Source organism: Aeoliella fuhlenseeensis (assembly GCF_052161615.1).
GTDB lineage: Bacteria > Planctomycetota > Planctomycetia > Pirellulales > Lacipirellulaceae > Aeoliella.
This window is the reverse complement of the sequence record NZ_CP197417.1, coordinates 3824167-3838991: the sequence shown is the minus strand read 5'-3', so window position 1 is coordinate 3838991 and position 14825 is coordinate 3824167. Positions and strand designations below refer to the sequence as shown.

Genomic DNA, 14825 nt, shown 5'->3' with positions numbered 1-14825 from the left:
CTCGACAGCGCTCGCCCGCTAGAATTGATTGTCCTTCCCCCCGCCGGGTTTTTCCCTCCCGCCCAGATTCCCAGAACTTGCTTCCTTATGAATATGCGTTGCTCACGCTGGTTGATGGTGCTCGTTGTCGGACTCCTGTTCGCTTCGCCGGCTCGCTCGCAGGACTTCCTCGACGGTCTCGACCTGGGGGGATTCGATGGCGGAATGGGGGGCGATCCCGTGACATTCGCCGCCGAGTTCACGCCCGCCACTGCCGATCGCCCCGCCGTGCTGATGCTCACGGCGACGATTGAACCGGGCTGGCACGTCTACTCGCTGACGCAGCCCAAGGGGGGGCCGCTCGCTGCGGTGCTCAAGCTGAGCGAATCGAAAGACTACAAACCAATCGGCGACTGGCGCGCGTTCCCCGAGCCGCACACTCGTACCGACCCGAAGACCTGGCCGGGGCTGAAGCTCGAAGAGCACGACAACAAGGTCACCTGGTACTTGCCGATTGAATTCGCGGCCGGAGTCGACGTGGCCACGGCCAAGGTCACGGGCACGGCTTCCATTCAAGCGTGCAAGGACTCGTGCATGCCGATCGACGTCGACTTCGTCGCCAAGCAGGGCAAGGGAGTTGAGATCGGCCCCATCGAAGTCGCCAAGCCGACCAACGTCCAAACCCAAGCACCCAAGCCAACCACTCCCGCCGCCCCGACGGTCCCCGAAGCGCCGAGCGAAGCGGGCGTGTACCACGCCGAGGGTTCGGTGGTCACTTGGTACGGTTGGCTTGATCGCTCGAGCATCAAGCCGGGCGAGCGGGTGAATTTGTACCTGCGTGCCGAGCTCCCGGAGCACTGGCACGTCAACGCCTACGAGAAATCGCAGACGAGTAAAGGCAACTTGCCGACGCTCATCGCCCCGAAGCCCGCCGATGGTTTTGTGTTCTTCCAACCCGAACGCCGCGGCGAACTGATTGAGAAGCCGAGCCCCGTCGCGGGGTTTGGACTGATGCGTTACCACGAGGACAAGGCGGCCTGGGTGGTTCCGATCGACGCGGTGACCGAACTTAAACCGGGCGAGTACAAGCTCGCTGGATTCATCGGCTACCAAGCGTGCGAAGCGAACGAGCAGGGCCTCGGAAGTTGCGAGCTCGCCAAGGGCGCTCAATTCTCGACCACCATCAAGGTGGGCGACACGAGCAGCGATACGCCCGGCACCGTTTCGTTCGAGCCGTCCACGTACAACAATGCCCTCGAAGCCTCGAAGCTGATCGCCGACAAGCTGCAAGTCGCCTCGCCCGGTTCCGACAACCTGCGGATCATCGAATTCGGTAGTTCCGACGTGCAGCGCAAGCTGGGCCTAATCGGCATGCTGGGAGCGGCGCTCGTTGGTGGTTTGATTTTGAATCTTATGCCATGCGTGCTCCCTGTGATTGGGCTCAAGGTGATGTCGTTTGCTCGGCAGGGTGGTGAGAGTCGTTTTCGGGTGTTCTCGCTCAACCTCGTGTACGTGGCGGGTGTGATGGCGGTGTTCTTGCTGCTGGCGACTCTTGCTTCGCTGACGCAACTCGGGCTTTCGACCGGCGACTACGGGTGGGGCGAGCTCAACACGCTGACGTGGTTCAAGGTCGCAATGACGGCGCTCGTCTTTGTGATGGCGCTTAGTTTCCTTGGTGTGTGGGAGATTCCGCTTCCCGGCTTCGCCGGTTCGTCGGCAGCGGCGCAGATTGCGTCGCGCGAAGGTTACGGCGGAGCGTTCTTTAAAGGCATGCTCACCACCATCCTCGCCACGCCGTGTAGCGGCCCGTTCCTGGGACCCGTGTTCGGTTTCACCATCGGGCAGCCGCTGGGCATCACGTACCTGATTTTCTTCTGCGTCGGCCTTGGTATGTCGCTGCCGTATCTGTTGATCGGGGCGTTCCCGTCGCTGGTCCAGTGGATCCCCAAGCCTGGCATGTGGATGGACACGTTCAAGCAGTTCATGGCGTTCGTTCTCTTGGGCACAGTTGTCTATTTGCTTTCAACAATCAGCGAACAGTACTTCATCCCCACCATGGCGCTCTTGGTCGCCCTCTGGTTCGCGTGCTGGCTCGGCGGCCGACTTTCCATAACGGCATCTGCGGGAAGTAAGTGGGGATCTTGGCTTAGTGGTTTGGCGGTCGCGGCGCTCGTGGGCTTTGTTGGTTTCGGTCCTGAGAGCAAGCACGAGCTTCCTTGGAAACCCTTCGATGACACCCAGTTCGCCGAGTCGCGTGAAAGTGGCAACGTGGTGATGCTCGAGTTCACAGCCAATTGGTGTTTGACCTGCCAGGTAAACCTGCGAAACGCACTCGATGTGGCGTCCGTTAAAGAAGTGGTCAGGGAGAACAACGTCCACGCCCTCAAAGCCGACTGGACGGATCGCGATCCGAACATCAAGGACATCCTGCTGAAGCTTCGCAGTCGCAGCATTCCGCTGCTTGCCATTTATCCCGCCGGGCGACCGGACGAGGTAATTGTGCTGCGTGACGTGGTGACGGAGACGCAGGTGCTTCAGGCGCTGGCGGCGGCGGGGGCGGTGGAGGGGAATCCTCATCGCGACTTCGCGTTGAAGCAGCTCGAAGCTCCGGCTCAGGCCAGCCGTACGTTGGCGGAAGTTCGTTAGGCGGCCTCCGTGGGTAAGGTTTCCAGCATCGGGCAAGGTTTCGAGAGGGGAACCAAGCTCGCGAGGCATCCCACCACGATCCCTACGAGCAGTGACACGGGCATCATCCAGAACGTCAGGGAATGCTCCTGGTGCCAGAGTCCGAAGCCGAAGTCGCTGTAAAAGCCGAGTCGCACGGCGATGAACGTGGATGCCGCGAACCCGCTCCAAACGCCCAGCCTGGTCGCCCACGGCACGAACGTGGCCATGAAGAACAGCAGGAACAGCGGGGCAACGAAGACGTTGGAGTTGGTAATCACCAGCTCGAACAAATTCGCGTCTTTGCCCCTCTGAGCAACTAGCAAACTCACGGCGATGGTCGCCGCGCCCACCAGGGCAGTGAGCACTTGAGTGCGCACCAAGTTGCCGTGCTCGGATTTCGCCTTGCCAAAGAATCGGTCGATGAAGTCGACGGCGAGCACCAAGCTACTAGAGTTGTAACCAGACGACAAACTCGACATGGCCGCGGCCATGAGTCCAGCGATGACGGCCCCGGTGATCCCTGGAGGCAAGCCGTGCACAATGAATTGCGAGAAGGCAATATTGGCACCCTCGGTCGTGTCGATACCGTAGGACTTGAGCTGGTCGGGATAGGAGCGATAGTAGGCGCTGAGAGCCAAGCCGACTAGCACTAACGTACCGATGGTCGCGGCGCTGGAAATAAGCGAGATGCCAAACATCTTGCGCGCCGTGGGCAGGTCGCGGGTTGCCAGGTATCGTTGAACCGCCATTTGATCGGAGCCGCAGGTGCAGATCCACCAGGTCAGCTGGGAGATCATGACGAGCGTGACGGTGGCTCGTACGCTCAGATCGAGCGAAAAGTCGAGCGATGCCCATTGTGGCGGTGTTTGTGCATTCCATACGGCACTGAAGCCGCCCATGTAGTACGACGCGACTAATAGCGTGAGTACCGCACCGGCAAGCAACAAGATCGATTGCACGGCATCGGTGATAACAACGGCTTTGAGGCCTCCCATCGCGGTGTAAATGATGGTGATGATGCTAAGACCGATGCAGAAGTGGGGGCTATACTCTCGTGGTAACCCAAGCAGCGGCACAATAACCTTGTCGGTGGTCGCGTAGATGATGGTTCCCATCCACAAGACGCGAAGGGATAGGAACGTGAACGATCCGAGCATTCGAACGCCGATCCCGAATCGCTTTTCCAATATCTCGTACGCACTCGTCACCTTCAGCCGCATGAACTGAGGAATAATGCCGTACCCGACGATGAAGTAGACTAGCGGATAGGCTAATATCATCGCCGAGGTGATGGGGCCGTTGATGATCGTGTCGGCGGGGAAGGCGAGGTAACTGTTGGTGCTGAAAAGGGTGGCGAATAGCGAGAGGCCTACCGAGGTCGCGCCCATGGTGCGGCCGCCGAGCAGGTAGTCTTCTCGGCTGCGATTGCGCAGCGCGTAGTACGCACCAATGCCCAGCATCGCCGAGAAATAGAGCGCGATAACGATCCAGTCGAGCGGTTTCATAGTGGACGCGTGAAGAGAGGCTGGAAGAGAGGCATCCCGTGAGCACGATGCTACAGTCGATTGTTGAACTGAAATCCCGCGGAGCGGAACTGCTGCTGAACCGACTCAAGGCCCTGCTTGAGGATTAAAAGATCGCTGGAATGCGCGATGATGCGGGCACCCATTTCGACGAACCTTGTGGCGTCGGCGGCGGAGCTGGCGGGGCGGCCCCAGTGCTTGCCGGTGTTTCTGGCGGCTTGGGCGATGCGCTCCATGGCGAGCTCGATCTTGGGGTGATTCATCTGCCCGGGATAACCGCCGAGCGACGAGAAATCGCCCGTGCCGAGGAACACGGCATCGATTCCATCGACGGCCAGGATTTCCTCAGCGCGATCGACTACGGCTTCTTCCTCGATCATGGCAAGGAGAAAGGTATTCGCGTTGGCCAGTGGCGTGTACTGGGCGACCGGGACCGAGCAGTAAGGGTTGTCCGGGTTGCCGCTATCAAGCCCGCGCTCGCCCAGCGGTGGGAACTTGGCCCATTTCACCAGCTCGCGTGCTTCCGCGGCATTCTCGCAGCGAGGATAGATAATCCCTTGCGCTCCTGCTTCCAGCAGACGACCGAGCCGCATGAATTCGCCCTTCGCCGGACGGGCGATGATGTCGGAGCTGCCCACGCGTGCGGCTCGCATGAGCGCCTGCGCGGTCTCCAAGCTATGGGCGTGATGTTCCAGGTCGACCCACAAGGCATCGAAGCCCATGAGGCTGCTCATCTCGTAGCCGGCTGGATCGTTGAAGTGGAGCGTCATCACCAGCACTGGTTCGTTCGCTGCTAGCTTCTTCTTTACGACACTTTCGCGCATGGGAATCCTTCGGCCGGCGTTGGGGGTCAATCGTGTGGCAGCCCACGGGGTGGGCGGGGGGTAACTTAGTGGTGTTCCGTTGTGTAGGTATTTGTACCAAACAATGTGAGTGATTTCAAGGCCTTTCATGGAACATTTTAGGAATATTTGCTCCGAAATGAAGGCTGTTCTGCTGGATTGCGGCAAGAAAAGGTGCTATATTTGTGCCTACGCGGTTCCGGCAGTCATCCCTATAGGTGATGGGTTGCGGTTGACCGCGGTTCACGGCCCGGCTTGGAGAGGGAAGGCCCGATGACGACCCCGCATCCCCCTAAACCCGATTTGACCATCGAGGCCGCCGCCGTGGCTGCGCGGCCCAAGTACCAGCAGGCTTACGAGGCCCTGGTCGCGCACATTCGCTCGGGAGGGGCGAAAGCGGGCGAGCCGCTGCCGACGGAGCTGCAGATGGTCGAGTGGTTGGGGTTCTCGCGGAACACGGTGCGGCAGGCGCTCGCTCGGCTGGAGTCGGAAGGCTTGATCGAGCGGGTTCAGGGACGTGGTACGTTCGTCGCCGAATCCATTGGGAAGCGAAAGGGGGAACAACTCGACTCGTTCGCGCTGATCGCGCCTGATTTACGGCAGGGGGATTACCCCTCGCTACTGCTGGGGTTTGAGCTCGCCTGTTCCGCCGACCAGTATCAGACGGTGGTGGCCAACTCGATGAACGATGTGGCCAAGCAGGGGGACATCGTGTTGCAACTAATCGACGAGCGGATCGGCGGTGTGGCGATGGTGCCGGTGACTTGGCCGACGACGCCCGCGTACCAGATTCGCCAATTGCAGCGTAATAGGATACCTGTAGTGCTGTGCCATCGATCGATCGAGGGTGTTTCGGCTCCTGCCATCATTTTCTCGGGCGTGGAGCAGGGGAGGCTTGTTGGCCAGATACTGCGGAGGCACCACCACCGCCATGTTGCGATGATCTACTCGCACGAGTACGCGATGTCGCTGGATCGCCTTAACGGACTTCGTGAAGTGTTTGCGGCCGACGGTCTCGACGACTCGCACGTAGCGACCGCGTCCTATGGTCAGATCACCCTCGAGTCGGCGGAGGTGTGTGCCCGCGCGATACGCCAGGAAGTGGCCTCGTTGATGAGCGGCAGCCAACCACCGACCGCGATCTTCTGCCATAACACGCCCGATGCCGAAGTGACTTATTTGCACCTGCGTGATTTAGGGTTCCGTGTGCCCCAGGATGTGTCGCTGCTTCGCTTCGGTGGCGCGTGGGAGCAACATGGGCTGGGGGCGAAGATCTCGGGCATCGTGGTCGACGAGCAGGGGCTGGGTAAGAAAGCCGCGGAGCTGCTGCACGAGATGCGAGCGGGCCTGCGTGCGATCGACGATACGGCGGAGTTCCTGTTCGCCACGCAGGAGCGAGTGGGTGAGACGCTGGCGGATGCGCCTCGGTAATGGGCGCTTGGCTCCTCGGCTATCGGGGTCGGAGACCCCTCCCACAGGTTGCCAGTGGGTTCTCGACAACTCAACGAAAACGGGGCAGGTGTTTTGGCACCTGCCCCGTCGCGTTTCGAATTAAGGCTCTATCGGCTTAGCGATAGTAACCATTGGGGTTGTAGAGCAGCCAGGCATCGAACGGACCGCCGCTCGGGAGGCGGACGAAGGCACGGCCTTGGGCGTCGACCTCTTCGCGAAGCGGGGCTTCGTAGCGTTCGAGGTAGCCGGTGGACTCGGGTTGGTCCTTGCTACCGAGCATGATGAACGAGGCGGTGCTCCGCTGGCCGGTGGGGCGAGTGCGGATGGCTTCTTCGCGAACCAGTGTCACGACGTTGCCAATCCACTTACGCTTGACGGCTTCGTCGCCAAACAGGTCCCAGTCGCCGGACGAGCGGTTCTCGTACATTTCCTTGACGAACTCTTCTTCGGTCGTGCCAATCTTGGCAGCGACTTCGCCGATTACGCGGTCGGAAATCTCCTTGAACATCTTCATCTGGTCTTCGAGCAACCGGCCGTTACCGCTGAAGGTGGTGCTGGCTTGGTGGTGCAGGATGATGGCGTTGGGATAGCAGTAGGAGTGCTCGGACAGCGTGGCGATAATTGCGGCCATGCTGGCTGCGAAACGCTTCACCACGACGTGCACGGGAGCCTTGCTTTCCTTGATGGCCTGCAGGATGTGCATGCCTTCCATCACCGAACCGCCGGGGCAGTTGTCGATGACCAGAAAGATCGGCTTGTCCGAGTGGTTGTTGTAGTAGTCGAGCCGCTGGCAGACGTAGTCGGCGGCCCCGCCCATAATAGGGCCATTGAGCTCAATCCGGCGCGTGCTGATGTTGAGCACACCGTCTTTGAAGGGCTCGTCCGGATACTGCTCTTCGCCGATCACGCGGTCTTCGAGCTTTTCCTTGACGTCTTCGACTTCAAACTCCGTCTCGATCTTCTTCTTCTCGGCGATCAGCTTGGCGAGGTCGCCATCGAGCTTCTGGATTTCCAGTTCGCGCTCCAGCTTCATGACCTCCGATTCGAGCTTCATGCGATCGCGCTCGCGAACCATGGCGGCACTCTGGGCGGCGATGCGCTGAGCTTCGAGCTCCATGTCGATCTTATTCTTCTCGATCGCCAGACGCTGGGCTTCGAGCTCGTGCTTGTACTGGGCAATCTTGTGCTTGAAGCGAGCTTCGTTCAGCTCCTCTTCTTCGCGCATCTTCTTGGCTTCTTCCGACTTAGGATCGGGAGCGGCCTCTTCCTTCTTCTCTTCCTCTTTGCCTTCTTCGGTCTTGGCTTCGCCTTCGGCGGCCTCTTCCTTGGGTTCGTCCGAGGATTCCTCGGTCGAGCCGGATTCTTCCTTGGCCTTCTCCATCTCGGCTAGCTTCGCTTCGGCGGCCTCTTTGATCTTCTCGCGGATCTTTTCGCGAACTTCGTCCGGCAGGTGCTCGGTTTGCTCGTCGATCTGGCGTTCGACTTCGTCCGGCAGGTCGGCGGCGACGCCGGTCGGGGGCAGGGTGGCGGCGGGGCTCGCGGTGTCGGCGAAGCCGGGGGCGGCCAAATAAAGGCCAGCGACCAGCGGGGCTACGTACCTAAGCAGCATCGACAAATCTCCTTAAAAATACACGTTCTTGGGCAGGGCGGGGTCGCTGGTCCCCAGGGCCAACGCGACGCCGCGAATCAGGGGTGCAACGGGCCGCCGCGGCCGTGGGGGCCGCCGCGTTGCTATTACTACTAGTTAAAGTGCTAAAAGGTTTTGCAACAAGGGAAAAATGTAAGGATTCGGGCGGATTGAGGGGATGGCGGCGGGGGCCAAGCGGTTGCAGGGGTCGGGGGGCTCAAGGTCCCGTAGCGGGCGATCTGCGGTACCCCGAACCTCCGGCCACCGCGAAATCCCGCGGATTCATGGAATTCTGTTCCACAACGCCCGGCGCCCGGGGATAGCAAAGTGGTGGTCGCGCGAGGCGGTTGGGCTTGGCGTGCCTGTTGGGCTGGGCGGTGGCGAAGGTCGTTCTGGCGACGTTCTTGCGGCCCGGTTCGCTCTCTTTTCGCGGGAAATCACCCCCGCATCTTGTTTAGAGTTCGGACAGGAACAGGCGAACATGGCGGTATCAGGATCGGGTCGTCGGTCGAAGCTTCTTCGTGCGCTCGGGCTGCGCGGCAAGGCGAAGCGGAAGTTGCGTTTCGAGTCGCTCGAAAGCCGGCAGATGCTGGCGGTGGTGATCAACGAGATCCACTACAACGCGGACGATAACACCAGCTTCGAGGAGTTCGTCGAACTCCACAACACGGCTGGCTCGCCGGTGAATATCTCGGGCTGGAAGTTTTCGGATGGCGTGGAGTTCACCTTCGCCCCCGGGACTTCGATTCCGGCGAATGGCTACGTGGTGGTGGCTCAGGACCCCGCGACATTGCTTTCGAAGTTTGGCGTCGTCGCGGTGGGGCAGTTCACCGGCGGGCTGAGCAACGGCGGCGAAAGAGTCGCGATTTCCGATGCGCTGGGGAACGTGATCGACGAGGTCGAGTACGCCACGAGCTTCCCCTGGCCGATCGCCTCGGACGGCGCGGGGGCGTCGATGGAGCTGATCAACCCGAACCTCGACAACAATCTAGGCAGCAACTGGCGACCGTCGTACATCGAGCCCCTGTTCGCCTCGCCCGACGACGATCCCCCCATCACCGGCGACAGCGCGCTGTACGACCTGGCTCACCGCTGGAGCTTCAACGGCAACCTGGTGGACTCGGTAAGCGGCGCTAATGGCGTGCTGGTGAATCCCAACAATAACGCGTTCTTCCAGAATGGCCGCCTCGATGTGTCCGCGAATAACGGCCAAACGTCGAGTCAGAACTCGGGTGCGTACGTCGACCTGCCAAACAACATTATCTCGGACCTCGGGGGCGATGCGACGTTTGAGTGGTGGGGCACCGTCACTCGCAATCGCACCTGGTCCGAAATCTTCTCGTTCGGCCGCAGCGACGGTGGCGAGAACCAATCGAACGGCGCGATCAACCAGGAGTACATCACTCTTATTCCTCAGGCGGGTACGGGTGACCTCCGTATTACGCACCGCAACGGCAACACGGCGGCGGAGAGCTTCGTCGATTGGACACAGGCTCTCGACGAAAACGTGGAGTACCACGTGGCGGTAGTGTGGGACAGCACCGCCAACACGCAGACGCTGTACGTCAACGGCCAAGCGGTGGGGTCGAGTCCCACGCTGATCGAATTGGCGGACCTCGAAGACCTCAACAACTGGCTGGGTCGGTCGCAGTTCAACGACCCGCTGTTCGACGGTCGCCACAACGAGTTCCGCATCTACAACCGCGTGCTGTCGGCGAGCGAACTGGCCGCCAGCTATACGGCGGGTCCCGACGCGGTGGCAGTAGGGCCCGAGATCAATTCGTTCAACGCCAACGACACCGACATCACGCAAGGGCAGTCGGTGACGCTGTCGTGGAGCGTGAATGGCGCGGACACCATCGTCATCACGCCGAACGTCGGCACCGTGACCGGGCAGACGCAAGTCGTGGTCTCGCCGACGCAGTCGACCACGTACACGCTGGTGGCCACCAACGAGGATGGCACCACCATTCGCAAGGTGACGATCAATGTCGAGGTGCCGAAGGCGACGCCGGGTGCACAGAACAACTCCTTCGCCGCGAATGCCGCACCGGTCATCGAGTCGGTGAGCACTGACGGTGGCTCCACATCTTCGTCGTCGGGCGTGATCACCGCCGAGGTGAGCGACCCCAAGGGCGTCGCTTCGGTGGAGTTGCAGTACCAGATCGTGCTGCCGGGAGAGTACATCCCGGCGGGTCTGCCGGTGTCGAAGAATGATCTGCTGGCCGACCCCGAGCTCCTGCCGACGCCGAATCCCGAGTACTTCGACCCGGCGAACTGGGTCACCATCACGATGGTCGACAACGGCACCGGCGGCGACGCGGTGGCGGGCGATGGCATCTACACGGCGACCATTCCCGCCCAGACGCATCGCACGCTGGTTCGTTATCGCATCGAAGTCGCGGACACCTTGGGCGCCAGCGCAGTGGCTCCCTACGAGGACGACTTCTCGCTGAACTTTGCTTACTTCGTGTACGACGGCGTTCCAGAGTACACCGATAACCTGAGCAACGTGCTCGCGGGCGCCGAAGCCTTGGCGTCGATGCCGACCTACCACCTGCTGACCCGCGAAGGGGACCTGGCGGACGCCATCGCCTACGATCCTGACGACCAAATCGCACAAGGAACCGAAGCCCGCTTCGCGTGGAACTGGTCGGGCACGATCGTCTACAACGGCAAGGTGTACGACAACATTCATTATCGCCTGCGCGGAGCGAATGGTCGCTACTACGGCGAAGGGAAGCGGAGCATGCGATTCCGCTTCAACGATGGCAACTGGTTCGAACCGCTCGACCAGGAAGGCAATGCGTACCCCGAGCAATGGAAGACGCTGACAACCGGCAAGGGATTCGATAATCACAGTACCTTGACGTACAGCCTGAACGAAGCGATTACGCTCAAACTGTACAACATGATGGGCGTGCCGGCGGTCGATACGCATTGGTTCCAGTTCCGCGTGATCGACAATGCGGCCGAAGCACCCGATCAGTACAACGGCGACTTCTGGGGAATCAACTTCGCGCTGGAGGATTACGACAAGCGATTCCTCGACGCTCATGGCCTGGAGGAAGGAAACCTCTACAAGCTGGTGAACCAGTCGCAGGATGCCCTCCGTCAGCAGGACTACCAGGCACCCAACGCGGTGAACGATGGTTCGGACCACGACTACATCGAGAACCTGCTGACTCGCGCTAGCACCGACATCGAAGCCCGTGTGAATCTCGAGAAATACTTCGTCTTCCACGCCTTGGCCGAAGCCGTGCGTCACTACGACTACTGGCCAACTGCTAACAAGAACATGGTGTACTACTTCGAGCCCGAGTACACGGCCGAGAACGACTATCTTGGCAAGCTGTGGTTGTTGCCATGGGACACCGACGCCACGTGGGGCCCGACGTGGAACGCTGGCGAGGATGTGGTGTACGACGCGTTGTTCTATAACAACAACGTGCCGTACCGCGATTCGCTGATCAAGCCCGAGTACTACAACACGCTCCGCGAACTCCGCGACTTGATTTGGCAGCCCGACCAGCTTCGCGGCATGATCGAAGAGCTGGCATCAACGCTGTTGCCACTCGAAGCAGCCGACCGCGCACGTTGGCAGGGGGCACCCGATGCCGCGGGCAACTACGATGGGCTCGGCGGGGCAGGGGCCTCGTCGATTTCGAATCTCATCGAAGACATGATGAATTTCGCGTTCGTCGGCGGCAACTGGCCCGGCGGCAGCGTTGGAGTGGGTGGTCGCGCCGCGTACCTCGACGCGCTGCTGTCCGCGTCCGGCGAAGAGGCGCTGATCCCCAACAAGCCAGTGATCACCTACGTTGGCGCCCCCACGCTGGCGGCGAACGAACTGGCGTTCCAGGCATCGGCGTTCGCCGATCCGCAGGGCAATGGCACGTTCCAGGCCATGGAGTGGCGCATCGCCCAAGTCACGGGCGTGTCGGCCGGCCTCGATCCGAACGCCACGTTCCTCGACGAATGGACCACCAGTTGGACCTCCGGCGAGTTGACCAGCTACAGCACCACCATCGAGCCACCAAGCTGGGCCGTTGAGGCCGGTGGTGAGTTCCGCGCCCGTGTGCGGTATCAGGACAGCACGGGACGGTGGAGTCACTGGTCGGACGCCATTGAGTTCATCCCAACGGCGTCGGATGAGAGCGCGCTGGTAGTTGATCACCTCCGCATCACCGAGTTGCACTACAACCCGACCGCCGGCGATCCTTTGCTTGGCGAAGACCCGGTCGATGGCGAAGAGTTCGAATTCATCGAGTTCACCAACACGAGCACGACCGACGCGCTCAACCTGAGCAACGTCCAAATCGCGGGCGGTATCCAGTTCGTGTTCCCGGCGGGCACCATCTTGGCTCCAGGCGAGCGTTTGCTGGTAGTCGAGGACCAGGGCAACTTCAAGTCGCGCTATGGCAACGGTCTTCCGATCGTCGGCGAGTGGACCGGTGCTTTGAGCAACGGCGGCGAGCAGTTGATCATCCTGGCGAGCGACCTCAGCGAGGTGCAGAACTTCGAGTACTCCGACGACTGGTACGCCGTGACCGATGGCAATGGCTCGTCGATGGAAGTAGTCGACACCGATGGCGACTACTCGTCGGCCTCGAATTGGCGACCGAGCGTGGCGATCAACGGAACTCCCGCCGCCGATGCCGCGGGTTACAACGTCGCCGACTTCAATCGCGACCGCACTGTTGATGGGGCCGACTATGCAGTGTTCAAGTCGAACTTCGGCATGTCGATCGACGTCCTTTCGACCCACGGCGACGCCAACGGCGATGGCGTAGTCAATCTCGCCGACTACACCGTGTGGCGTGACAACCTGGGCGCGGTGACTCCTCCAGCGAGCTACGTCGTTCCACGCAATACGCTCGATGCAGTAGTGGCCGACACCGATGTTGTGCCGACAATCGAGCGACCCAGCACGGTAGTGTCCGAATCTCACGTGGAGCCGCCGACTGCCATCGAATCGCTGGAGATCAGCGAGCCCGCACCGACTGCTTCAACAACAACGCGTAGTCTCATCGCCTCGGCTACGTCACCCAGCCCCGACATCGCACAGCGTGACTCAGAAGCGTCCACAGACACCACCGACGCGGCGCTTGAGTTGTTGTTCGGCACCATGGATGGCACGCTGCTACTCGACGATCCGTCCGCGATGGATCTGGCTGACGAAGATTTGCTCGAAGACACCGTCGATGCAAATGAGCTTGTAACGCTGGAGGCCTATGACGCAGCCTTCGATTCGGTCGAAGGTGAGCTGGAACTGGCGTGGGGACTCGGTTGAGCGTAGCGCCAGATCGAGCGGCCGGGGGGCAAAGCGGAAGGGTCTAGCGTGTACTCTAAACCAACGGGAGCCTTGGCAATTACCGCCCGGCGGGAGGCCAGAAGTGACTATCTGGCCAAGAGTTAAGAAGTGGGCACGACAGAACTCGAATCTGTGACCTCTTGCATGTCAAGCAAGCGCTCTAACCAACTGAGCTACGCGCCCGTGAGGGGGGCTGCCGGAGGGCCGGCGGCCGAGACTTTTAATATAGCAATTCGCCTTCTCGCCGCCAGTGGGGTTTTGGGGGCGGAATCTAGTAAGGTTCGCTGGACTTCCGCCTTCCGCCCGACTACACTTGCCCGAAGTTCGTCCGATCAGGCCCGTGACGAATTGCGGTGCGGCAATTCATCTCTCTATTTGGGCCATTTCTATGACGGTTCCCCTGCTCGACGTACGTCGGTCGGCTTTTACGCTTGTTGAACTCCTGGTGGTCATCGCGATCATTGGTATCCTGGTTGCCCTGTTGCTCCCGGCGGTGCAAGCGGCACGAGAGGCCGCGCGGCGGACGGAGTGCAAGAACCATCTGAAACAGCTGGCCCTCGGCGTGCTCAATCACGAGAGTGCCCATAAGAAGCTGCCGCCGAGCGCGGTTATCGATCTGGCCTCAACCAGTGCTGACAACAATGGTTCTTGGGGCGTCCATGGTCGCATCCTACCGTACATTGAAGAGGCTTCGCTCCAAAATTTGGTGAACCTGGAGTTGGGATGGGACAAGCAGCCCGCTGTCAACAACGTTCGCATCGAGACGTTTCAGTGCCCGAGTGATTCGCGTAGCAGCGAACCTCGGGTGTTCACCGATGCTAGACCTACGCTGTGGGCGACGAACTACGGGTTCAACATGGGAACCTGGTTTGTGTTCGATCCCAAGACGAACAAGGGAGGGGACGGCGTGTTCTATCCGAATAGCAATCTTGCTCTCCGGCGAATTACCGATGGAACCTCCAACACGCTACTCGCGGGTGAAGTGAAGGCTTGGACGCACTACAACCGAAACGCGGGGCCGGGAACCACGACGATCCCTAACACGGTGGCAGCAGCTGAGGCGGTGGTCGCGTCGGGGAACGATAAAAAAGACACTGGTCACACCGAATGGCCCGATGGGCGTGTCCATCACACGGGCATTACGGCCACGATGCCGCCAAACACTTACGTAAAGTTCGACTACAATGGTGTCGAAGTCGATGGCGACTATAATTCGTGGCAGGAGGGTCGCAATGGCAACGCAGGCAGTCCAACTTATGCCATGATTACTTCGCGCAGTTACCATCCAGGCATCGTTTCGGTGGCAATGGTCGATGGATCGGTTCAGTCGATTCCCGACGAGATCGACCTCGCCGTTTGGCGCGGTATGGCAACGCGCGATGGGGGCGAGATCCCAGTGCCCGTGCAGTAGGCCCCGCTCA

7 protein-coding genes and 1 tRNA gene are annotated in these 14825 nt (G+C 60.6%); 4 read left to right on the top strand and 4 right to left on the bottom strand.

Translation table 11 applies throughout. The features are described from left to right. The first annotated feature begins 93 nt into the window (after positions 1-93). Positions 94-2625, top strand: a complete 2532-nt coding sequence (locus SH292x_RS15110; RefSeq protein ID WP_442481844.1) for a cytochrome c biogenesis protein CcdA — start codon at positions 94-96, stop codon at positions 2623-2625. Here SH292x_RS15110 and SH292x_RS15105 read toward each other — a convergent pair. Both SH292x_RS15105 and SH292x_RS15100 read right to left on the bottom strand, forming a co-directional pair. Next, positions 2622-4151 carry a sodium:solute symporter family transporter gene (locus SH292x_RS15105; protein ID WP_442481843.1) on the bottom strand — a complete coding sequence of 510 codons (1530 nt, stop codon included), beginning with the start codon at positions 4149-4151 and terminating at the stop codon, positions 2622-2624. The two genes, SH292x_RS15110 and SH292x_RS15105, sit on opposite strands and share 4 nt — an antisense overlap. Before the next feature lie 50 nt (positions 4152-4201). Beyond that, a complete protein-coding gene (locus SH292x_RS15100; RefSeq protein ID WP_442481842.1) occupies positions 4202-4993 on the bottom strand; it encodes an HpcH/HpaI aldolase family protein in 792 nt (263 codons plus the stop codon). A gap of 291 nt (positions 4994-5284) precedes the next feature. Between SH292x_RS15100 and SH292x_RS15095 the strand changes: the two genes are divergently transcribed. Beyond that, positions 5285-6442 carry a GntR family transcriptional regulator gene (locus SH292x_RS15095; RefSeq protein WP_442481841.1) on the top strand — a complete coding sequence of 386 codons (1158 nt, stop codon included), beginning with the start codon at positions 5285-5287 and terminating at the stop codon, positions 6440-6442. 136 nt (positions 6443-6578) lie between these two features. Here the strand turns inward: SH292x_RS15095 and SH292x_RS15090 are convergent, their stop codons facing one another. Next, positions 6579-8072: an ATP-dependent Clp protease proteolytic subunit gene (locus SH292x_RS15090; protein WP_442481840.1), complete on the bottom strand. Its 1494-nt coding sequence runs from the start codon at positions 8070-8072 to the stop codon at positions 6579-6581. 499 nt (positions 8073-8571) lie between these two features. Between SH292x_RS15090 and SH292x_RS15085 the strand changes: the two genes are divergently transcribed. Beyond that, positions 8572-13383, top strand: coding sequence for a lamin tail domain-containing protein (locus SH292x_RS15085; protein WP_442481839.1), 4812 nt, complete (start codon positions 8572-8574; stop codon positions 13381-13383). A gap of 130 nt (positions 13384-13513) precedes the next feature. On the opposite strand, the gene SH292x_RS15080 is transcribed toward SH292x_RS15085, so the two are convergent. Further along, positions 13514-13587, bottom strand: a tRNA-Val gene (locus tag SH292x_RS15080). Positions 13588-13792: 205 nt separating this feature from the next. Here SH292x_RS15080 and SH292x_RS15075 point away from each other — a divergent pair. Beyond that, positions 13793-14815, top strand: coding sequence for a DUF1559 family PulG-like putative transporter (locus tag SH292x_RS15075; RefSeq protein WP_442481838.1), 1023 nt, complete (start codon positions 13793-13795; stop codon positions 14813-14815). Positions 14816-14825: the final 10 nt, after the last annotated feature.